The sequence below is a fragment of the Deinococcus wulumuqiensis R12 genome (genome assembly GCF_011067105.1).
Lineage (GTDB): Bacteria > Deinococcota > Deinococci > Deinococcales > Deinococcaceae > Deinococcus > Deinococcus wulumuqiensis.
The window spans coordinates 2,717,941-2,737,801 of sequence record NZ_CP049357.1 but is presented as its reverse complement, the minus strand read 5'-3'; the positions used below and the strand labels follow the sequence as shown (position 1 = coordinate 2,737,801).

Genomic DNA, 19,861 nt, shown 5'->3' with positions numbered 1-19,861 from the left:
CTCATCTCTTTTTCAAAGCGGTATCATACGGATTCCGCTTAATTCCTGCACAGTCGGGAAAGCGCCGCCTGTGCATCCATATCGCAGAATCCGTATTTTTTCCTACTCGCATCCGCTCTGCTGCGCAGCTTTGCAAGTCGGATTGAATCTGAAACGACCAGATTCAATCGGAATCCGTATCAGTCCGGCGTAGCCACCGGGCGCACCCGCACCCGCACGATTTTGATGCCCCGCACGGCCTCGGCGGTCAGGTCGTGGCCCTGAACGTGGACGGTGGTGCCCACCTCCGGCACGGTGCCGTGTTCGGCCAGGAGCAGCCCCGCCACCGTGTTCACCTCGTCGTGGTGGAGGTTCAGGTCATAGTCCTCGCGCAGTTCGGCGAGGGTGACTTCGCCGTCCAGCGTCAGCGAGCCGTCGGGATGGACCTGCACCCAGTCGCCTCCGGTCACTTCCTCCTCCTCGATCACGTCGGCAATCAGGTCGTCCATGGTGACGAAGCCCAGGGTGCCGCCGAATTCGTCCACCACCAGGGCGGCGTGGACGCGCTCGCGTTTGAACAGGGCGAGCAGGTCCTCGGCGGTGGCACTCGCGGCCACGTTCGGCAGGGGCCGCACCAGGCCCGCAAGGTTCAGGCGCTGCCCCTGCACCCGCGCCCGCATGAAGTCCTTGACGTGCAGCACGCCCACGATCTGGTCCAGCGAGCCGTCGCTCACCGGGTAGCGGCTGCGCGGCGACGCGGCGAGGCGGGCATAGACCTCGGCGGGCGCGGCCCCCGCCGGCAGCACTTCCATGCGGCTGCGCGAGGTCATCAGTTCCCCGGCGGTGCGCTCCTCCAGCTCGAAGATGTTGTGAATCAGGCTGCGCTGCACGTCCCCGATCTGCCCGCTCTCGGCGCTTTCCTCGGTCACGATGGCGAGTTCCTTGGAGGTGTAGAGCGAGGCGCGTTTGTCGGGTTCAGGAACACGCAGCAGCCGCATCAGCGCCAGCGCCAGCCAGCCCAGCACCGCCACCAGCGGACGAAACACGAACCCGAAGACCCGCATGAGCGGATTGATGCGGAGGCTGACCTGCTCCGGCGTCTGCAGCGCCAGCGCCTTGGGAATCATTTCCCCGAACACCACGTGCATGAAGGTGATGAAGCTCAGCGCGACGATAAAGCCCGCCGTGTGCGCGGCGTCGTGGCCCAGACCCCAGCGTTCGAACGGGCCGTAGAGCCACTTGGCCACCGCCGGTTCGCCGTACATCCCCAACCCGATGCTGGCGAGGGTGATGCCCAGCTGCGCGACAGCGATGTAGCCGTCCTTGCCGTTGGGCCGGTCGAACACCCCCAGCAGCCAGCGGGCCGCGCCGCTCCCGCCCTCGGCGAGCTGTTCCAGCCGCGAGCGCCGCGCCGCGACCAGCGCGAATTCGGCGGCCACGAACAGGCCGTTGACCAGCACCAGCGTCACGATGACCGCCACCGGCACCACCACCGTGCCCAGCACGTCTCCCCCGGCGCTCACGCTTCACCCCGGGGCAGGGTCAGGCCGACGCGGGTGACCGCCCGCTTTTCCATCGCTTCCACGCGCAGGACCGGGTTGTCGCCGAGCTGCACCTCGTCCCCGATCAGCGGCAGCCGCCCCAGGGCGTTCCACACCAGCCCGCTCATGGTGTCCACCTCGTCGGTGGGGTAGTCGAGATCGAAGCGGGCGTTGAGGGCCTCCACCAGCACGTCGCCGCGCACCGCGACCCGGCTCCCCTGCACGACGATGGGGTCTTCTTCGTGGTCGAATTCGTCCTGCATTTCTCCGAAAATCTCCTCCAGCGCGTCTTCCAGCGTCACCATGCCCGACACGCTGCCGTACTCGCTCACGACCACCGCGCTGTGGCGCCCGGCCTCGCGCAGCTTGCGCCACAGGTCCGGCACGCTCATGACCTCGGCCACGACCAGCGGCTGACGCATGACGGCGCGGACCAGCGTGGCCGGGTGGGTTTCGGCCACCAGATACAGCGAGCGCAGATGCACGACCCCCACCACGTCGTCGCCTTCGCCGGTCACCGGAAAGCGCGAGTAGGGACTGGCGGTCAGCCGGGGCAGCGCCTCGCCCACTCTGAGGTCCTGGGACACCGTGACCAGCCGGGTGCGCGGCGTCATGATTTCGCGCACCACGCGCTCCTCCACGTTCAGCACCCCGGCGAGCATGTCGCGTTCGGCGGCGTCGATCAGGCCCCCCGCCGCACTCTCGCGGTACAGCCCCTCAAGTTCCTCGGGCGAGTGGACGTGGGCGTGGCTGTGGTCGGCGTTCAGTTTCCAGGCCCGCATCAGGGCAAAGGCGGTGCCGTTGAACAGTTTGATGAGGGGCGTAAACAGCCACTGGCTGAACTGCATCGGCACCAGGGTGGCGAGCGCCAGACGCTCCGGGTAACGCAGCGCGACCGTCTTGGGCAACAGCTCCCCGAGGACGACCTGCAACGCCGTGATCAGGACGAGGGTGAGCAGCACCGCCACGCCCTGACCCGCCGCCCCGAAATACGGCGTGAGCAGCGGCGTGAGCTGGGCCTGACCGTAGGCACCGGCCACCAGACTCGAGAGCGTGATTCCGATCTGGCAGGCGGCCACGTAATTGTCGAGGCGCTTGGGGTCTTTGAGGATGTCGAGGAGGCTGACCGCCGCCCGGTTGCCGTTTTCGGCGGCCTCCTGCACCCGCGAGCGCCGCGAGCCGACGGTGGCGAACTCGGCGGCCACGTACAGGGCATTGACCGCGACCATCACCAGGATGACCAGCACGGGCAGGAGGGCACTCAACGGAGCCTCCCGGCGGCGCGGGGTCCGGCGTCGTGGGATACGGCGTCTTGGGGTCCGGACACGAAGCCTGCGGGCAACCCCGCCTGCAAGCGGAAGCAGGCGGAACGGGGATCACGGCGTAAATGTGAAGGGTCGGCGCTGTCACTGCTGGGCAACGTCATGACCTTCAGGTTAAAGCAAGGGGCCACCTGGCGTGCTCGTACCTTCCTTGAGAGTTTCCAGAGCTTGAGGGGTTATACGGATTCCGATTGAATCTGGTAGTTTCAGATTCAATCCGAGCGGATGCGAGTAGGAAAAAATACGGATTCCGCGATATGGATGCACAGGCGGCGCTTTCCCGACTGTGCAGGAATTAAGCGGAATCCGTATCAGAGCTTGCCCCGCCCGCTGCCCCGGCCCACAACTTTCGGAGGACGCAACCTTGACACTTGCCGGTGCGTACTATCAGGCATGACCGACAAGGACCGTGACCTGACCCCGCAAGGCAACGCCCCGTCGTGGGTGGACGAAGTGCTGGCTTCGTCGTCGCCCGCCGCCCCGCGCCCGGTGGAAGGTCGGCACGGCCCCGTGAGCGACGCGGCCCCCGACAGCGCCGGCCGCACGGCGAGCGGCTGGGAGGACTGGCCGCCCAGCCCCAGCACTTCGGGACACACCGCTCCGGGATACGGGGCTTCGGGACACGGAGCTTCGGGATACAGCGACCCGGCGCGTGACCTGCGCCTGCCCGAAGACCCCCCCCGCCCGGTGGCCCCTCCCCCCGCCGCTGCCAGGACCGACTCGCCCCGCTTCGATGCCGACGACTGGGTGGCCCGCGCCACCGGGGGACAGGTGCGCGACCCGCGCGTGGGCGGCGCACCGACCCGGACCACCACGACCACCTACGCGGCGGCGCCGCAGACCGACGCCTGGGGCGAGCCGCTGCGCTCCGGGCCGGTGCCCGGTTCCCCCGCCTCCCCGGTGGCCCTGCCGCTGCGCGAGGACATCGGGCAAAAGAAGCTGGTGGCCGGGTTGCTGGGCATTTTTCTGGGCAGCCTGGGCGTCCACAAGTTCTACCTGGGCCAGAACACGGCGGGACTGCTGATGCTGGCGGTCAACCTGGGGGTGTGGGCACTCGCCATCGTGCTTTCTCTGCTCACGCTGGGGTTCGGAGCGGTCGTGCTGTTTCCGCTGGCCGGGTTCGTCAGCAGTGTGCTGGGCGTCGTCGGGCTGATTGAGGGCATCATCTATCTGACCAAGTCCGACGCCGACTTTCAGCGCGATTACCTCTACGGCAAAAAAGCCTGGTTCTGACCCTGACTCCAGCTTTTTTCCCTCTTTTCACCGCGCCCGCCTAGACTGCCCCCATGCGCCTGCTGCTTGTGGAGGACGACCCCCGAATCGCCGAGCCGACCGCCGCCGCCCTGCGTGAGGCGGGCTACGCGGTGAGCTGGGCCAGCACCGGAGACGAGGGGCTGGAAGCGGCGATGCTGGGCGAGTTTCCGCTTATCGTGCTCGACGTGATGCTGCCGGGACTGGACGGCTTTTCGGTGGCGCGGCGGCTGCGTGAGGCGGAGGTGGACTCGCCCATCCTGTTCCTGACGGCGCGGGGTGAAGTGGAAGACCGGGTGCAGGGGCTGGACCTCGGGGGAGACGCCTACCTCGTCAAGCCGTTTGCCGTGCCCGAACTGCTGGCCCAGTTGCGGGCGCTGACCCGGCGCGAGCGCGGGCAGAGTACGCCGCGTGCCACGTTTGCGGGCGGGCGCGGCGGGCTGGACACGGTGGCCCGTACGGTGACCTGGGACGGGCAGGAAGTGGCGGTCACCGGGCGCGAGTACGAACTGCTCAGCACGCTGGCGCTGGCGCCCGAGCGCTGGCTGACCCGCGAGGAACTGCTCGACCGGGTCTGGGGGCCGGAGTTCGGCGGCGAAGCCCGCATCGTGGACGTGTACGTGCGTTACCTGCGGCGCAAACTGGCCCCCGAAGCCATCAGCAGCGAGCGGGGCCGGGGCTACCGGACCGAGAAATGAAACTGTCGCTGCGCGCGCGCTGGGCGCTGTGGGCGGCGCTGGCGACCGGGCTGGCCGCCGTGCTGGTGTCGGTGGGCCTGTTCGTGGCGGTCAGCCGCCTGCTGGCCCAGGCACAGGACGACCGGGCACTGGCGGCGGCGCGGGACGCGGGCGAGCGCTTGGAAACCCTGATCCGGCAGCGGCGCGACGACCCGCTGGGCCTGGGCGCGGGCCACGCCGGGTCCCCCCTGCCCGGCCCGCTGGACGCGCTGAGCGTACTGACCGGAAGGGTCACGGTGACGGCGGCGGACCTGGAACGGGTGGCGAGGCAGGGCGGCGAGCGGGGCACGGAGCTGCGCCTCTCGGTGTTGGGGGCAGGAGCGCAGGCGGGGCAGTGGGTCAGCGTTCAGACGGGCCGCTTTCCGGGGGGCGTTCCGGCGGGGCTGTCCCCGAGAAGCGAGCGGCTGGGCGACGTGCTGGTGGTGGTGCGTCCCCTGCGCGGCGGGGGCCTGCTCACCGTGACGCAGGACATCCGGGCACTGGGCGCGGCGCGGGAAGCGTTCGCGCGGGCGCTGGCGTGGCTGCTGCCCGCCGCCCTGCTGCTGTCGCTGGGACTGGGATGGTGGGTGGCCGGGCGGCTGCTGCGTCCGGTGGGGGCGCTTGAGGGCGCGGCGCGGGCCATCGGCGCGGGGGGGGACCTGCGCACGCCGCTGCCGAACGCGGGCGAGGACGACGAACTGGCGCGGCTGGCGCTGACCCTCCAGCAAAGTTTCGGTCGGCTGGCCGACTCGCGTGAGCGTGAACAGGCCTTCCTGCGGGCCGCCGCCCACGACCTGCGCAGCCCCCTCACGGCGCTTCAGGCGCGGGTGGACGGCACGCTGGCGCGGGAGCGCGACCCCGAACGCTACCGCCACGACCTGCGCGAACTCGGGCGCGACATCACCCGGCTCTCCACCCTCGCCAACCACCTGCTGCTGCTCGCCCGTGACCCCTCGGCGCTGGCCTCGGCGCCGGTGCCGCTGCGCGACCTCGCGGCGGAGGCGGTGGACCGCGCCCGCGAACTCGACCCCCACGCCGACGTGGACCTGCTGCCCTCTGCGCCGCTGACCGTACAGGGGGACCGCGTGCTGCTGGGGCAGGCGGTCTGGAACCTGACGGTCAACGCGGTCCGGCACGCGCCGGGGGCCAGCGTGACGGTGCGCGTTTCAGGCGACGGCCACCGGGCGCGGGTCACCGTGCAGGACGACGGCCCCGGCGTGTCCCCCGAGGTGCTGGGCAAGCTGGGGGAGGCCTTTTACCGCCCCAGCGAAAGCCGCAGCGCGGACCCCGGCGGCGTGGCCGGGCACGGCCTGGGGCTGGCCCTGGCGCGGCGGGCCGCCGAGCTGCACGGCGGCGAGCTGACGCTGCGCAGTGCGCCGGGCGCGGGGTTTTGCGCCGAACTTTCTCTGCCCTCTTCTCCCGCAGCCTCTTCCCCTTAGAGCATTTGACAAAAAGACGTTGCGTCTTTTTGGCGAGCGGACTGGGACAGCTCGCAGAGAGCGAGTGCAAAACACTGAGCAGGGCAGAGAATGGAGTGATGCGGGGTGCCATTCCGCGCATCACGTAATTCGGAGAACTGCTCTAAGCCTGCTACCCTGCCTCTCATGTCCCTGCCCCGTCCGGATCACCCCCGCTGGAACGCCGTCGTGCTGGGGGGCGGCGACCCCGGTGACGCTTTTGCCGCCGCGCACGGGGCAGCGGTCAAGGCGCTGATCGAGCTTTCCGGCGAGCCGCTGGCGCTGCATGTGCTGCGTGCCCTGCGGGAAAGTGGCCGGGTGGACCGGGTGGCCTACGTCGGCCCGACCACGCCCGAGATGAACAGCCTCATCGACGAGCGCGTGACCGACGCGGGCAGTCTGCTCGCCAATCTGGAGGCCGGGGTGCGGGCGCTGCCGGGCGGCGAGCAGGCCGCGCGGGTGCTGGTCGTGACCGCCGACATTCCGCTGGTCACGCCGGAGCAGCTGCGCGACGTTCTGGACCAGGCGGCCCACGAGTCGCCGAACGCCGCGCTGGTCTACCCGGTGGTCCGGCGTGAGGCGTGCGACGCGGCCTTTCCGGGCGTGAAGCGCACCTACGTGCGGGTCCGCGACGGCACGTTTACCGGCGGCAACCTGTTTTTGCTCGACCCCCGCCTCATCGGTCAGTTTCTGCCCCGGCTGCGCGAGGTCCTGGCCGCCCGCAAGGCCCCGCTGAAACTCGCGGGCCTGATCGGGCCGTCGGTGCTGCTGCGGCTCGTGACCGGGCGGCTGGACGTGGCGACCCTGGAGCGCAAGGTGAGCGAGCTGCTGGGCGTGCAGGCGCGGGCGCTGATTACCCCGCACGCGGCCATCGGCACCGACATCGACAAGGACAGTGACCTGGAGCTGGCGCGGCGGGCGGTCCTGACGCGCCCCGGCTAAAGCGCCTGGGCCAAGGCACCCGGCCTGACCCCTGCCCGGTCTAAACCCGACTTTTACGGATTCCGCTTAATTCCTGCACAGTCGGGAAAGCGCCGCCTGTGCATCCATATCGCAGAATCCGTATTTTTTCCTACTCGCATCCGCTCGGATTGAATCTGAAACTACCAGATTCAATCGGAATCCGTATTTCATACTCGGGTTTTTGACGGTGCAGACGCACAGTTTCGCGGCAGTGGCGCGGCGGCGTTCGCCCTTGCCATGCCCTGACGGGCTGTGCATACTGTCCCCCATGCCCCATGTGATCGCCAGCCCCTGCATCGGTGTGAAGGACCAGGCCTGCACCGAAGTCTGCCCCGTGGAATGCATCTACGACGGCGGCGAGCAGTTTTTCATCCACCCCGACGAGTGCATCGACTGCGGCGCCTGCGTGCCCGCCTGCCCGGTGAGCGCCATCTTCCCCGAGGAAGACGTGCCCGAGGGCGAGCAGGAATTCATCGTCAAGAACCGCGTCCACTTCGGGCTGTAAGGCCCGGCTCATTTCCGGCTTCTGGCCGGAGACTGTCGGATTCCGGCACAGGCACGCTTGCGGGCGTGCTTTTTTCATGGGTCGCCACACCCGTGAGCGCACACGGCGTCCCCGGACCGATTGAGGGCTATCATGGCGCGCGTGCGGCTGCTGCTGCTTTCCGACATCCACGCCAACCTGACGGCTCTCCAAGCGGTACTGGAGGACGCCGAACAACGTCGTTACGATCAGATCATTCACCTCGGCGACGCCCTGGGCTACGGCCCGCACCCCCACGACGTGCTTGAAGTGCTGCGCGACCTCGACGCCAAATGCATCGTCGGCAACCACGACCAGATGCTGCTCGAATACGCCGACGGGCAGCGGGTCTACAAGGAAAGCACGGTGGCCTCGGTCCTGAAGTGGCAACTCGGGCGACTGACCGAGCGCGACCTGCGCTGGGTGCGCACCTGGCGCGACGGCATCGACGACCCCGACGTGGGCGCCCGCTACCGCCACGGCACGCCGACCAGCCTCGACGACTACATGGACTCGGTGCCCGCCGCCCGCGACGCCTTCGCGCAGTGGCAGGGAATGCTGGCCTTCGTGGGCCACACCCACGTTCCGGCGGTGTACGCCACCCTCAATGCCCCGGTGGGCGACTGGATCAAGGGCCACGCCCTGAGCGACACCACCACCTACATGGTGCCGCCCCGCGCCCGCGTGATTCTCAACCCCGGCAGCGTGGGGCAGCCGCGTGACCACGACCCCCGCGCCAGCTACGCGGTGTTCGACACGTCGCGCTCGGTCTTCGAGGTGTTCCGGGTGCCCTACGACGTGACGCGCACCCAGAGCGCCATCCGTGAGGCCGGGCTGCCCGAGGTGCTGGCGGCGCGGCTGTCCGTCGGCAAATGAGCGCGCCCGCCCCCACGCCCCCCGTGCCCGCGCTGGCGGCGGCGGCGCTGCACGGCCCCCTGCTCGAACAGACCGGCAGTTTTGGCGGCAACGCGCTGCTGCTTTCCGGCCCGGCGCGGGTGGGCAAGCTCGACCTCGCCTACGCGATTGCCGCGCAGCACAATTGCAGCGGGGCACGCGGCATGTACGGCGAAGCGTGCGGGCAGTGCCCGTCGTGCCGCGCCCTGCTCGCCGGGGCACACCCGGACGTGCTGCGGCTCGAACCCCGCGCGACCACCAGCACCGGCAAGGCGGCCCGCAGGCGCATCATCCCCATCGGCGCGATTTTGCAGAGCCGTGACAGCGGGCGCGAGTACGAAACGCACGTCTACGAGTTTCTCGAACTTCGCCCCACCTTCCTTCGCCGGGTGGTCATCGTGGCGGGGGCCGAGTTCCTCAACCCGCAGGCGGCGAACGCGCTGCTCAAACTGGTGGAGGAGCCGCCGCACCGCGCCCTGTTTCTGTTTCTGGCCGAGGACCTGCGCTCGGTGCTGCCCACGATCGTCAGCCGCAGCGCCCGCCTGAGCGTGACCCCGGCCAGCGACAGCGCCATGTCCCGCGCCCTGCTTCAGTCGGGGCAGGAGGCCGACGACGACCTGCTCGCCTTCGCCGCCGGACGCGCCCGCGTGCTCAGCGAGACGGAAGCGGTCCGGGGCGCACTCGCCGACGCCCGCACGCTGACGGACGCGCTGAGAGAGGGTCTGCTGACCGCCCTGGACGCCGCCGCCACGCTGGAAAAAGCCTGGGACCCGGCCTGGCACCCCGAAGCGCTGCGCTTCGTCTGGCGCGGACGCCCGCCCGAGCAGCGTGCCCGCGCCGACCTCGCGCTGGGCGAACTCGAAACGGCCCTGGAAGCCTACGCCAACCCCGCGCTGAGTTTTCAGGTCTTCGCGCTGGCGCTGCGTGAAGCGTTCGGGGAAAGCCGCTGAAGGACGTTTCCCGCGCGCCCAGGTCTTACCCTGTCCCCATGACCGCCCCCACCGAACCCCTGACCCTGCCCTGCGGCGTGACCGTGAAAAACCGCCTGCTCAAAGGCGCCATGAGCGAGGCGCTGGGCACCCATGACCACGCCCCCCGGCCCGAGTTGCCCGCGCTGTATGCCCGCTGGGCCGGGGGCGGCACCGGTATCCTGCTCACCGGGAACGTGATGGTGGACGCCCGCGCCCTGGGTGAACCGGGCAACGTGGTGCTGGAGGACGAGCGGCACCTGGCCGAGTTCCACGCCTGGGCGGTGCAGGGCAGTCGGGGGGGCGCGGCGCTGTGGATGCAGCTCAACCACCCCGGCAAGCAGGCCCCGCGTGGACTCAATGCGGGCGGCACCGTCGCCCCCAGCGCCGTGCCCTACCCCGGAGGCATGGCCCGCGCCTTCGAAACCCCGCGTGCGTTGACGGTGCCCGAGATTCACGACCTGACCGCCCGCTTCGCCCGCTCGGCGCGGCTGGCGCAGCGGGCCGGCTTCGGCGGGGTGCAACTGCACGCGGCGCACGGCTACCTCTTGTCCCAGTTTCTCTCGCCCCGGCACAACGTGCGCACCGACGAGTACGGCGGCAGCCTGGACAACCGGATGCGCTTTCTGCTCGAAACCTTCGACGCGGTGCGCGCAGCGGTGGGGCCGCGCTTCCCGGTCAGCGTGAAGCTCAATTCTTCCGACTTCGTGCGCGGCGGCTTTTCGGAGGAGGACAGCCTGGCGGTGGTGGCGGCGCTGGGCGAGCGCGGCTGCGACCTGATCGAGATTTCGGGCGGCACCTACGAAAAACCGATGATGATGCTGGGGCAGGGCGAACGCGGCGGCTTTTTTGCCGATTTCGCGGGCCGGGCACGGGCGGCGGCGGGCGTGCCGCTGTGCGTGACCGGGGGCTTTCGCGACGCCGCCACCATCCGGCAAGTGCTGGCAGAGGGCAGTGCCGACGTGGTGGGGCTGGCCCGCCCGCTGGTCACCGACCCCGACTTCAGCGCCCGCGTGCTGCGCGGCGAGGACGTGAGCAGCGAGGTGCGCCCCCTGAAAACCGGCATCGGCCTGCTGGACGGCAGCGGTTACCTGGAAATCGCCTGGTACGAGGACGCCATGCGCCGTCTGGCAGGCGGGCAGCAGGTGCGGGCAGGCGAGGCCCCGCTGCTGGCGCTGGCCCGCATCGCCGCCGAAACCGGGCTGGGCGCGGTGCTCAGGCGGCGGCGGGCGTAGAGCCGCTTTCGTGGAACAGGCCACTCGACTGACCTCGGCCGCCCGGCCCGTGTTATACGGATTCCGCTTCATTCTTGCACAGTCGGGAAAGCGCCGCCTGTGCATCCATATCGCGGAATCCGTATTTTTTCCTACTCGCATCCGCTCTGCTGCGCAGCTTTGCAAGTCGGATTGAATCTGAAACGACCAGATTCAATCGGAATCCGTATTATGACCGGAACGTCGAGCAGTCCAGAGGTCAGGCTGGCCTTCCCCAACCCCTCAACCCTTTCCGTCAACCCTTTCTGGGCACCGGACGGCGAACCGTCGCCACCTGCGCCTCACTGTGCAGCGTGCCGGTGAACAGGCTCCAGAGGTTCTGCGCCTCGTGCGGGTCACGGGTCAGCTTCTCGAATTTGAAATAGGCCGCGTCCCCACTGCCGAGCACGAAGGTCGGGGTGCCGAACACGCCGAGCGCCGCCGACGCTTCCAGATCCTCACGCAGTTCGCGGCGCAGGGCCGCTTCGTCCTGGCGGTCCTTCTGCCACCCGGCGAGGTCCAGCCCCGCGTGCTCGGCGGCGTCCTGAAAGGCAGTTTCGTCCAGTTCGCGACCGTCCTCGTGGTGCAGGCGGAACAGGGCGAGGGTAAAGGCCCAGCTTTTTTCCTCGCCCTGACGGTACGCGGCGCGGGCGGCCAGAAACGCGCTCAGGCTGGGGCGCTGGTACTTCATGGAGCCTTTGCCCCCCTCGGCGCCCAGCGGCTGGTCGGTCAGCCACCACCGCACCTCGCCGCTCCCTTTCGTGTCCGGGGCGTTGTTGTCCGGGTGGTTGCCCTGGACCAGCGAGAAGTGACGCAGGCGAAACGTCTCGCCGCACCCACGCAGGGCGTGCGCCATCTCGACACCGCGCCAGGCGTAGGGGCACAGGAAATCGAAGTAGAGGTCGGTCATGCCCTGACGCTAGCACCTGCCGCCGGGGGGCAGGCCCCTGGTTCCAGCGCAGAGGTCGGAGACGGCAGATCACCTCCCCCCAACCCCCCGTTTCAGGACCGTTCCCTGTAGACACCGGTTACGCCCTCCCATATACTCCGGCGAGGTTGTTATGCTGCTAGCAGAAATTATCAGTGTGGGCACGGAACTGCTGTTCGGAGAAATCGTGGACAGCAATGCCGCTTTTCTGGCCCGCGAACTGGGCGAACGGGGGGTGACGCTTCACCGCAAGACGGTGCTGGGCGACAACCTGAACCGGGTGTCGGAAGGCGTGGCGCTGGCGCTGTCCCGCGCCGACCTGGTCATCGTGGGCGGGGGCCTGGGTCCCACCGACGACGACCTGACGCGTGAAGCGATCGCGGCGGTCATGAACGAGACGCCCGCCGAGGACCCCGAGCTGCTCGCGTGGCTGCGCGGCCTGTACGCGGCGCGGGGCCGGGAGATGCCGGAAGGCAACCGCAAGCAGGCGTGGCTGATTCCAAGTGCCGAGGCGCTGCCCAACCCCGTTGGCACGGCGCCGGGCTGGTTCGTGCGTCACGGCGAAAAGGTCATCGTGGCGCTGCCCGGCCCGCCCCGCGAGATGCAGAAGATGTGGCGCGAGCAGGTGCTCCCGCGTCTGCCGCTGCCCCAGCGGGCGCTGGTCCACACCACCGTTCACACCCAGGGCCTGGGAGAGAGCAACGTGGCCCAGCTCCTGGGCGAACTCACGCGGCAGGCCAACCCCAGCGTGGCGACGTATTTCCGCAAGACCGGCATAGACGTACGCGTGGCCGCCAGCGCCGACACCGACGCCGAGGCCCGTGCCCTGCTCGCCCCGGTGCTGGACGACGTGCGCGGCAGGCTCGCCCGCTGGACCTGGGGCGAGGGCGACGCGACCCTGGCGGGCGTGGTGGGCGAGCGCCTCGCCGGGCGCACTCTGGGCGTCATCGAGGCCGGGAGTGGGGGCGCCCTGTCGCTGCTGCTGGCCGACGAGCCGGGCCTGTCCGGGACCATGCCGCACGACGCCGCCGTGACCCAGGACCACCGCCGCCTGATTACGCTGGGCCTGACGCCTGTGACCCTCAAGGAGCAGGGGCTGGTCAGCGAGCAGGCCGCCCGCGAACTCGCTGCCGGAGCGCGCGAACACCTCGCCTCCGACGTGGGGCTGAGCGTGGTGGTGGCCGCATCGGGCGAGGAGGCGGGGCTGGCCTACGCCGCGCTCGACACCGGCACGGCGCAGTACACCGCGTCGGTCAACTGGCCCGGCGACCCCGCACAGGTGCGCGAGCGGGCCGCCGTCACCGCGCTGGGGCTGGCGTTCCGGGCGCTGGCGAATCCGGCCCAGGGGGGTGAGGGATGAAGAAGGCAGAGAGCAGAGGGCCGAGGGCCGAGGGGCAGAAGGCGCAGGCCGGGGCACGTTCCGCGCGGCCTCCGGCGTCTGGAAAACAGACGAACCGGGAGGAGCCGCACCAGCCTTCCACCTACCGCCTGTTTTACGCCCTGCGCGTGCCTGCCGAGATTGCCGCGCCGCTGGCGCAGGCGCAGGCCAGGCTGCGCGGCAACTGGCGGGCGGTGCGGCCCGACCAGATGCACGTCACCCTCTCGTACCTGCCCGCCGTGCCGCCGGAACGCGTGGAAGACCTCAAGCGACTCGGCACCCGGCTGGCGCAGGACGTGCCGCCGCTGGACGTGCGGCTGCGCGGCACCGGGTACTTCCCCAACGAAGGCAGCCCCCGCGTCTGGTTCGTCAAGACCGAAGCCGAGGGCCTGACCGAACTGGCCGAAGGGCTGCGGGCCGGGATTCGTGACCTCGGCGTCGAGACCGACGACCTCGCGTTCAAGGCGCATATCACCCTCGCCCGCAAGAAGGGACCGGCGCCGCGCCTTCCTCCCCTCATCTTCGACCAGGGTTGGACGGCCCCAGGACTGACGCTCTACCGCTCCATCCTGCGTAAGACCGGCCCGATCTACGAAGTCCAGAGCACCTTCCGTTTCCGGGGACCCGCTTCCGGGGACCTTTTTGAATCCGCCCCCCCCGCCGCGCCGAGTGCGCCACAGGAGCAACCATGAGCAAGGACAACCCGAAGGAAATCACCGCCGCCCCCACCGACGCCAAGGAGCGCCTCAAGGCCATCGAAACGGCCATGAGCCAGATCGAGAAGGCCTTCGGCAAAGGCTCGATCATGAAGCTGGGTGCCGAGAGCAAGCTCGACGTGCAGGTGGTCAGCACCGGCAGCCTCAGCCTCGACCTCGCACTGGGCGTCGGCGGCATTCCGCGCGGCCGCGTCACCGAGATCTACGGCCCCGAGTCGGGCGGCAAGACCACCCTGGCGCTCGCCATCGTCGCGCAGGCCCAGAAGGCGGGCGGCACCTGCGCCTTTATCGACGCCGAGCACGCCCTCGACCCGGTGTATGCCCGCGCGCTGGGGGTCAACACCGACGAACTGCTTGTCTCGCAGCCCGACAACGGCGAGCAGGCGCTCGAAATCATGGAACTGCTGGTGCGCTCGGGCGCGATTGACGTGGTCGTGATCGACTCGGTGGCCGCGCTGACCCCGCGCGCCGAAATCGAGGGCGACATGGGCGACTCGCTGCCCGGCCTCCAGGCCCGGTTGATGTCGCAGGCGCTGCGCAAGCTGACGGCGATTCTCTCCAAGACCGGCACCGCCGCCATCTTCATCAACCAGGTTCGCGAGAAAATCGGCGTGATGTACGGCAACCCCGAAACCACCACCGGGGGCCGGGCGCTGAAGTTCTACGCCAGCGTGCGCCTCGACGTGCGTAAGATCGGCCAGCCCACCAAGGTCGGCAACGACGCGGTCGCCAACACCGTCAAGATCAAGACCGTGAAGAACAAAGTCGCCGCCCCCTTCAAGGAAGTCGAACTCGCGCTGGTCTACGGCAAGGGCTTCGACCAGCTCAGCGACCTCGTGGGTCTGGCCGCCGACATGGACATCATCAAGAAGGCCGGCAGCTTCTACTCCTACGGCGACGAGCGCATCGGCCAGGGCAAGGAAAAGACCATCGCCTACATCGCCGAGCGCCCCGAGATGGAGCAGGAAATCCGCGACCGCGTGATGGCCGCCATCCGCAACGGCAACACCGGCGAAGCGCCGGCCCTGGCCCCGTCACCTGCCGCGCCCGAAGCCGCCGAAGCGTAAGCCTCTTTTTCCCCAGCCCCCCACCTGGCCCCCCACCTGGGGGGTTTTCCTTTCTCCGCCTTTTGGCGGATGCGCTCGCCGCGCCGCGCTGTCAGACTGGCCCTACGCTTCGGGCAGGGCTTCCCCTGTGGGCGCATCGACAACCTGCCTGAAGACGCCTCCCCTGTCCGGGTGAAGACAGGGGGGGGTTTTTTATGGCTTCGGCAGTGGGTTCAGCGTCCCGACCAGCTGCACGTCGCCCGCGCCGACGGTCTGCACGCCCGCTTCCGTTTCCACCAGCAGATTGCCCTGCTCGTCGAGGTCGCGCGCCACGCCCTCGACCACGGCGCGGGCGGTGGCGACGCGCACCGGGCGGCCCAGGGTCAGGCTGGCGGCTTTCCAGGCGGCGAGGACAGCGGGGGCCGGTTGCGCCAGCCAGTGTTCGAGCTGTCCCAGCACTTCGCCCAGGACTTCGGCGCGGGTCAGTTGGGGGACTGCCTCCTGCAAATGGGCCGCTCCCTGCGGCGCGGCGCCCACGTTGATGCCGATGCCCAGCACTGCCCGCCGCGCTTCCTCGCCGCGCAGGTCGGCTTCGAGCAGGATGCCCGAGAGCTTGCGCCCGTCCGGGGTCAGCAGGTCGTTGGGCCATTTGAGGCCGCAGGGCACGCCGAGGTCGGTGCAGGCGGCGTGCAGGGCGACTCCGGCGGCCAGCGGCATACGGGCAAGTTCGGGCAGGGTCAGGGCCTCGCGCAGCAGCAGGCTGAAGGCGAGAGTGCCGTGGGTGGTGTCCCAGGTGCGTCCCCGCCGTCCCCGTCCAGCGGTCTGCCGCTCAGCGACCACGACGGCGCCGTGGGGGGCCGGGTGGCGCTCGGCATCGGCCCACAGGCGCAGGTCGTCCTGGGTGCTGCTCACGGTGCCCCGGTAGCACAGCGCCCGCCCGAACTCGCCGCGCAGCGGCACCAATCCCGGCGCGGGGGTGCCCGGTTCCAGGGCGTACCCGGCGCGGCTGACCCTGACCGGCACGCCCTCCTCCTGAAGTCGCCGCGCCAGCGTGTTGACCGTGACTCGGCCCACCCCCAGCAGCTGGCCGAGGTGGTCTCCCGACTGCGGTCGGTCGGTCAGCAGGGGCAGCAGGCGCAGGGGCATAGGCCCAGGGTAACGCCGGAACGTCACCGGGGTCGCCCTGAAGCGGCGGGGCAATCTGCTATAAGAAAAGCGATGACGATGGTGCGGCAAACCAAGCAGCGGGCGGCGGTGATGGAGGTGCTCCGGACCGCACGTTCGCACCCCGACGCGGCGCAGGTGCATGCCCAGGTGCGCGAGCAACTGCCGCACGTCAGCCTCGGCACGGTGTACCGCACCCTCGACGCCCTGGTCCGCGACGGCGTGGTCACGACCATAGAGCGGGCCGGGCAAGCCACCCGCTACGATTACCGTCACCCCGGCGAGGAGCACCACCACGCCGTCTGCCGCTCGTGCGGCGCCATCTTCGACGTGGAGGTCACGGCCCTGCCGCAACTGCCCGCCGACGCCCTGCCCGCCGGTTTCGAGGTCACGGACGTGCGCCTGGAATTCATGGGCGTGTGCCCCGAATGCCAGCGCCGGGACGCGGGCGGCTCCCCGGCACCTGTCCCCTGGCCCCCGCGCTAGCCTCGGCCCATGACCGCGCCCCTGTCCGAGCCGCCTTCGTTTCCCGAGTTCCGCGCACAGCAGGCGCTGCCGGCATTTTTGCTGGGCTGGGGGCTGGGCGCGGCGCTGCTGTTCGGGGTGCGCGGGCTGGCCGACGCCCTGATCACCGACCCCTGCCGGGGCCGCACCCTGATTGCGCTGTTCGTGCCGCTGCTGCTGGGACCGGGGGGCTTCGCGCTCGCCGCACTGCACCGGGGCAGCATGCGCCGCGCCGCGCTGGGGCTGGGGCTGGTGGTGGCTTCCCTGTTTCCTTCTCTCTACGTGAGCGCCCTCGACATCGGCAAATTGCGGACCGGCGGCTGCGCGGGCGGGTACCTCGTTCTGAGCACGGCGGGCGAGAAGTCGGTCAGCCGGGTGCAGCTGCGGGCGGGCGAGTCGCGCGAGTTGCAGGGCCGCATCGGGGGCTACACCCGCGACACGCATCCCGGCACATTTCAGTTGCAGGGCAAAAGCAGCGTGCCGGGCATTCAGGTCATCCTGCCGCGCCCGCAGACCCGGGTGGGCGAGACTTTTCCGGTGCGTATCGTGGCGGCGCCGGGCATGCCTATCAACACCTACACCGTGAACGTGGTGGCGACCCAGGGCCAGGGCATAGGCGCCCCCGCCACGCTGGAAGTGGACGTGCGCCCCTGAGCGCAGGCAGTGCCACCCGCTCGAGCAGTGCTCCAAATTACGGCGTTCGTGGAAAGGCACCCCAGACGCCTGCATTTTCCATCCTGCTCGACATTTTGCACTCGCTTCGCTCGCCAAAAGGCTGCGCCATCTTTTTGGCAAATGCTCTAAGCTCTCCCGGTGGATTGGTCCGAGGTCTTTACCCTGAGTTACCGGACATTTTTGACCATGCTGGTCATCATGGACCCGGTGGGCCTCGCGCCCATGTTCATCGCCCTGGCGCGGGACCGGCCCGCCTTCGAGAAGCGGCGGCTGGCCCTCAAAGCCACCCTGGTCGCCGGGGGCATCATTTTCGTGTTCGGCCTGTTCGGGCGGGCGCTGCTCGAACACCTCGGCATCAGCCTCAGCGCCTTCCGGATTGCCGGGGGCATCCTGCTGTTCATGGTGGCGCTCGACATGGTGTCGGCCCGCCAGAGTGCCACCAAGGAAACGCCGGAAGAAGAACGCGAGGCGCAGGAACGCGAGGACATCAGCGTTTTTCCGCTTGCCATTCCCCTCATCGCCGGTCCCGGCACCCTCGCCAGCATCATGATTCAGACGAACGCCGCGCACGGCGACCCGCTGCTGATGTTCGCCGTGTTTCTGGTCACGGGCGTGGTGCTCGCGCTGTGCTATCTCGCCCTGCGCCTGAGCAACCAGATCGCCAAGGGCCTCGGTCTGACCGGCGTCAATGTGGTCACGCGCGTCCTCGGCGTGCTGCTCGGCGCCCTGGCCGTGCAGTACATCGCCGACGGCACCCTGGAACTGATGCGCGGCGGCCTGCGTCTCAATTGATACGGCTCCGAAAGCTGCCCAGCAGTTCGAAAGCCGCGCAGCAGAGCGCATTCGGGCGCTTTTTCTGGAGGCGCGAAGTGGAGTTCAAACCCGTACCAGTACGCTCAGACAAGAAGGACGGCAAAGCCCCCCAGACGAAAGGTGTCTGGGGGGCTTTGCCGTACCGCTGCGGCTTAGCGGCGGTTTTGGTCGTTCTGGGTGGTGGTGCCGGTCACGACGGTGGTGTCACGGCGGGGTTCGGTGTGGGTGGTGGTGTGAACCACGGGAGCGGGCTGGGGGCGGCCACGGTTCATCAGACCGGCGAGGCCCAGCAGACCCAGCAGACCCCAGGGGAAGCCGGCAGGCTCGCGCTCGTTGCCGGGAACGCCGTCGGTTTCGCTGCTGGTGGTCACGGCGTCGTTCTCGACATCGGTGGTCTCGACGCTGGTGTCGGTGGTTTCGACACTGGTGTCGGTGGTTTCGACACTGGTGTCGGTGGTTTCGACGCCGGTGTCGGTGGTGGTTTCAGTGGTGGTGGTTTCGGTGGTGGTGTCGGTGCTGGTGTCGGTGCTGGTGTCCTGGGCGTAAGCGACGGAACCGAGCAGGATGGTCAGAGCAAGAATAGACTTTTTCATGGGAATCTCCTTATCAGGTGTGGTGGGCCTCGCTAGAAGGCCTTCTCCTGAAGCTTCTGAAGTGTGGCAACTGACACAGGTTCTTGAATGAGGTGTCCTGTAAGGAAGCTTTATATGCCGCGGAACAAGACGCCGGGCCACCCAGAGCGTTTCTTTAAACTCAGGGTGAGGTGCGCCGTGCGGCAGGTCGGGAGGACAGGTCAGGTCGCCGGGGGCGTGAGGGTCAACAGCGTGATTTCCGGTTTGCAGAGGTTGCGGAAAGGCAGCCCGCTCATGCCCAGGCCGCGACTGACATAGGCCGGGGCGCCCTGCGGTCCCTGCACCCAGCCCGCCGTGAACCGGGGATCGGCGGGAACCTGAAGGGCACCCACCCACGGCAGCCGCACCTGCCCGCCGTGGGTGTGGCCGCTGAGCGTCAGCCCCGGTTGTGCGGGCAGCTGCAGCAGAACGTCGGGGTTGTGGGAGAGCAGGACGGTGGCCCGGCGACCTGCCCCCCGCAGCGCCGCCGCCACGTCGGGTTCGCCGAGCCACAGGTCGTCCACCCCACCCAGCCACAGGTCGTCGCGCAGCGGTCGGCCCCCGTTGAGCAGGACGGTCACGCCCTGGCGCTCCAGGGCCAGGCGCAGGGCTTCACGCCGGGCGGCCCAGTCGGTCACGGGCGGCCCCAGACGCCGCGTTCCGTAGCGGCCGAAGCTGCCGTAATCGTGGTTGCCCCACACCGCGTAGACCCCCAGCGGCGCCCGCAGGCGACCGAGTTCGGCCAGCAGCGCCCCGAGCGGGCGGCTCCCCTGCGCCCCGGCAAAGCGGCGGTCCACCAGGTCTCCCCCGAGCAGAATCAGGTCGGGGCGCTGCGCCAGGGTCGCGTCCACCCAGCGCCGGGCACTGCCCGCGCCGATGTACAGGCCATAGTGCAGGTCGGTGAGCAGCGCGAGGCGCACGGGCCGGGTCAAGCCCGTCAGCGCCCGCTGCTCGTGCGTGACGCCGAAGCGGTAGCCCTGGGCCACGAACGAAGCCCCCACCCCCCCGGCCAGCGTTCCGGCGAGGAGCCGACGCAGCAGGACGCGGCGCTGTGGGTCGGGGGGCGGGTCGTGTGGAAGGCGGGCAGGACCGGGCCAGGAAACGGACATGGCCGGACCCTAACAATCCAGGGGCCGGCCAGCGTCCACCGGAAGGTGGA

Annotated in this window: 20 protein-coding genes; 14 read left to right on the top strand and 6 right to left on the bottom strand. The window is 69.5% G+C overall.

Annotated features, from left to right (window positions below; all coding sequences use genetic code 11):
- Positions 1–179 precede the first annotated feature (179 nt).
- Positions 180–1,502, bottom strand: coding sequence for a hemolysin family protein (locus tag G6R31_RS13235; RefSeq protein ID WP_017870605.1), 1,323 nt, complete (start codon positions 1,500–1,502; stop codon positions 180–182).
- Entirely contained in the window at positions 1,499–2,785 is a 1,287-nt protein-coding gene (locus G6R31_RS13230) for a hemolysin family protein (RefSeq protein ID WP_017870604.1), read from the bottom strand. Before G6R31_RS13230 ends, G6R31_RS13235 begins: the two co-directional genes overlap by 4 nt.
- Before the next feature lie 450 nt (positions 2,786–3,235).
- Between G6R31_RS13230 and G6R31_RS17045 the strand changes: the two genes are divergently transcribed.
- The 8 genes from G6R31_RS17045 (at position 3,236) to G6R31_RS13190 (ending at position 10,849) form a co-directional block, all read left to right on the top strand.
- On the top strand, positions 3,236–4,075 hold the full coding sequence (locus tag G6R31_RS17045) for a TM2 domain-containing protein (protein ID WP_164993988.1): 840 nt from the start codon (positions 3,236–3,238) through the stop codon (positions 4,073–4,075).
- Positions 4,076–4,128: 53 nt separating this feature from the next.
- Positions 4,129–4,791, top strand: a complete 663-nt coding sequence (locus G6R31_RS13220) for a response regulator transcription factor (protein WP_017870603.1) — start codon at positions 4,129–4,131, stop codon at positions 4,789–4,791.
- On the top strand, positions 4,788–6,248 hold the full coding sequence (locus G6R31_RS13215) for a sensor histidine kinase (RefSeq protein WP_017870602.1): 1,461 nt from the start codon (positions 4,788–4,790) through the stop codon (positions 6,246–6,248). The genes G6R31_RS13220 and G6R31_RS13215 overlap by 4 nt, the downstream gene beginning before the upstream one ends.
- Positions 6,249–6,413: 165 nt before the next feature.
- The gene (locus G6R31_RS13210; RefSeq protein WP_017870601.1) at positions 6,414–7,208 is read left to right on the top strand and encodes an NTP transferase domain-containing protein; all 795 of its coding nucleotides are present in this window, start codon (positions 6,414–6,416) and stop codon (positions 7,206–7,208) included.
- A 289-nt stretch (positions 7,209–7,497) separates the two neighbouring features.
- The gene (locus tag G6R31_RS13205) at positions 7,498–7,734 is read left to right on the top strand and encodes a ferredoxin (RefSeq protein ID WP_017870600.1); all 237 of its coding nucleotides are present in this window, start codon (positions 7,498–7,500) and stop codon (positions 7,732–7,734) included.
- Positions 7,735–7,866: 132 nt separating this feature from the next.
- On the top strand, positions 7,867–8,628 hold the full coding sequence (locus tag G6R31_RS13200; RefSeq protein ID WP_017870599.1) for a metallophosphoesterase family protein: 762 nt from the start codon (positions 7,867–7,869) through the stop codon (positions 8,626–8,628).
- Positions 8,625–9,596: a DNA polymerase III subunit delta' gene (locus tag G6R31_RS13195; RefSeq protein ID WP_017870598.1), complete on the top strand. Its 972-nt coding sequence runs from the start codon at positions 8,625–8,627 to the stop codon at positions 9,594–9,596. Before G6R31_RS13200 ends, G6R31_RS13195 begins: the two co-directional genes overlap by 4 nt.
- Before the next feature lie 38 nt (positions 9,597–9,634).
- Positions 9,635–10,849 (top strand): NADH:flavin oxidoreductase/NADH oxidase family protein, encoded by a 1,215-nt coding sequence (locus G6R31_RS13190; RefSeq protein WP_017870597.1) that lies wholly within the window; start codon positions 9,635–9,637, stop codon positions 10,847–10,849.
- A 274-nt stretch (positions 10,850–11,123) separates the two neighbouring features.
- Here the strand turns inward: G6R31_RS13190 and G6R31_RS13185 are convergent, their stop codons facing one another.
- Positions 11,124–11,777 carry a DsbA family oxidoreductase gene (locus G6R31_RS13185; RefSeq protein WP_017870596.1) on the bottom strand — a complete coding sequence of 218 codons (654 nt, stop codon included), beginning with the start codon at positions 11,775–11,777 and terminating at the stop codon, positions 11,124–11,126.
- Between the two features lie 151 nt (positions 11,778–11,928).
- Here G6R31_RS13185 and G6R31_RS13180 point away from each other — a divergent pair, with 151 nt between their 5' ends.
- From G6R31_RS13180 to recA, 3 genes are read left to right on the top strand one after another with little or no spacing between them, the layout of a single operon-like run.
- On the top strand, positions 11,929–13,155 hold the full coding sequence (locus tag G6R31_RS13180) for a CinA family nicotinamide mononucleotide deamidase-related protein (protein WP_017870595.1): 1,227 nt from the start codon (positions 11,929–11,931) through the stop codon (positions 13,153–13,155).
- The gene (gene thpR / locus G6R31_RS13175; RefSeq protein ID WP_017870594.1) at positions 13,152–13,865 is read left to right on the top strand and encodes an RNA 2',3'-cyclic phosphodiesterase; all 714 of its coding nucleotides are present in this window, start codon (positions 13,152–13,154) and stop codon (positions 13,863–13,865) included. The genes G6R31_RS13180 and thpR overlap by 4 nt, the downstream gene beginning before the upstream one ends.
- Complete coding sequence (gene recA, locus G6R31_RS13170) at positions 13,862–14,956, top strand: recombinase RecA (protein ID WP_017870593.1); 1,095 nt, start codon at positions 13,862–13,864, stop codon at positions 14,954–14,956. Before thpR ends, recA begins: the two co-directional genes overlap by 4 nt.
- Before the next feature lie 192 nt (positions 14,957–15,148).
- Here the strand turns inward: recA and G6R31_RS13165 are convergent, their stop codons facing one another.
- Positions 15,149–16,081, bottom strand: coding sequence for a bifunctional biotin--[acetyl-CoA-carboxylase] synthetase/biotin operon repressor (locus G6R31_RS13165; protein ID WP_017870592.1), 933 nt, complete (start codon positions 16,079–16,081; stop codon positions 15,149–15,151).
- 72 nt (positions 16,082–16,153) lie between these two features.
- On the opposite strand from G6R31_RS13165, the gene G6R31_RS13160 reads away from it, so the two are divergent.
- From G6R31_RS13160 to G6R31_RS13150, 3 genes are all read left to right on the top strand, one after another.
- On the top strand, positions 16,154–16,585 hold the full coding sequence (locus tag G6R31_RS13160; RefSeq protein ID WP_017870591.1) for a Fur family transcriptional regulator: 432 nt from the start codon (positions 16,154–16,156) through the stop codon (positions 16,583–16,585).
- Between the two features lie 9 nt (positions 16,586–16,594).
- Entirely contained in the window at positions 16,595–17,257 is a 663-nt protein-coding gene (locus tag G6R31_RS13155) for a hypothetical protein (RefSeq protein ID WP_017870590.1), read from the top strand.
- 159 nt (positions 17,258–17,416) lie between these two features.
- The gene (locus tag G6R31_RS13150) at positions 17,417–18,070 is read left to right on the top strand and encodes a MarC family protein (protein WP_025567720.1); all 654 of its coding nucleotides are present in this window, start codon (positions 17,417–17,419) and stop codon (positions 18,068–18,070) included.
- Between the two features lie 173 nt (positions 18,071–18,243).
- Here G6R31_RS13150 and G6R31_RS16790 read toward each other — a convergent pair whose 3' ends face one another.
- On the bottom strand, positions 18,244–18,684 hold the full coding sequence (locus G6R31_RS16790; protein WP_017870588.1) for a hypothetical protein: 441 nt from the start codon (positions 18,682–18,684) through the stop codon (positions 18,244–18,246).
- A 200-nt stretch (positions 18,685–18,884) separates the two neighbouring features.
- Entirely contained in the window at positions 18,885–19,811 is a 927-nt protein-coding gene (locus G6R31_RS13140) for a metallophosphoesterase (RefSeq protein WP_025567718.1), read from the bottom strand.
- Positions 19,812–19,861 lie beyond the last annotated feature (50 nt).

Excerpts from the sequence above, each read along its gene's own strand:
- G6R31_RS17045 (WP_164993988.1), top strand. The coding sequence starts at position 3,236 with ATGACCGACAAGGACCGTGACCTGACCCCGCAAGGCAACGCCCCGTCG.
- G6R31_RS13220 (WP_017870603.1), top strand. The coding sequence starts at position 4,129 with ATGCGCCTGCTGCTTGTGGAGGACGACCCCCGAATCGCCGAGCCGACC.
- G6R31_RS13215 (WP_017870602.1), top strand. The coding sequence starts at position 4,788 with ATGAAACTGTCGCTGCGCGCGCGCTGGGCGCTGTGGGCGGCGCTGGCG.
- G6R31_RS13210 (WP_017870601.1), top strand. The coding sequence starts at position 6,414 with ATGTCCCTGCCCCGTCCGGATCACCCCCGCTGGAACGCCGTCGTGCTG.
- G6R31_RS13205 (WP_017870600.1), top strand. The coding sequence starts at position 7,498 with ATGCCCCATGTGATCGCCAGCCCCTGCATCGGTGTGAAGGACCAGGCC.
- G6R31_RS13200 (WP_017870599.1), top strand. The coding sequence starts at position 7,867 with ATGGCGCGCGTGCGGCTGCTGCTGCTTTCCGACATCCACGCCAACCTG.
- G6R31_RS13195 (WP_017870598.1), top strand. The coding sequence starts at position 8,625 with ATGAGCGCGCCCGCCCCCACGCCCCCCGTGCCCGCGCTGGCGGCGGCG.
- G6R31_RS13190 (WP_017870597.1), top strand. The coding sequence starts at position 9,635 with ATGACCGCCCCCACCGAACCCCTGACCCTGCCCTGCGGCGTGACCGTG.
- G6R31_RS13185 (WP_017870596.1), bottom strand. The coding sequence starts at position 11,777 with ATGACCGACCTCTACTTCGATTTCCTGTGCCCCTACGCCTGGCGCGGT.
- G6R31_RS13180 (WP_017870595.1), top strand. The coding sequence starts at position 11,929 with ATGCTGCTAGCAGAAATTATCAGTGTGGGCACGGAACTGCTGTTCGGA.
- thpR (WP_017870594.1), top strand. The coding sequence starts at position 13,152 with ATGAAGAAGGCAGAGAGCAGAGGGCCGAGGGCCGAGGGGCAGAAGGCG.
- recA (WP_017870593.1), top strand. The coding sequence starts at position 13,862 with ATGAGCAAGGACAACCCGAAGGAAATCACCGCCGCCCCCACCGACGCC.
- G6R31_RS13165 (WP_017870592.1), bottom strand. The coding sequence starts at position 16,081 with ATGCCCCTGCGCCTGCTGCCCCTGCTGACCGACCGACCGCAGTCGGGA.
- G6R31_RS13160 (WP_017870591.1), top strand. The coding sequence starts at position 16,154 with ATGACGATGGTGCGGCAAACCAAGCAGCGGGCGGCGGTGATGGAGGTG.
- G6R31_RS13155 (WP_017870590.1), top strand. The coding sequence starts at position 16,595 with ATGACCGCGCCCCTGTCCGAGCCGCCTTCGTTTCCCGAGTTCCGCGCA.
- G6R31_RS16790 (WP_017870588.1), bottom strand. The coding sequence starts at position 18,684 with ATGAAAAAGTCTATTCTTGCTCTGACCATCCTGCTCGGTTCCGTCGCT.
- G6R31_RS13140 (WP_025567718.1), bottom strand. The coding sequence starts at position 19,811 with ATGTCCGTTTCCTGGCCCGGTCCTGCCCGCCTTCCACACGACCCGCCC.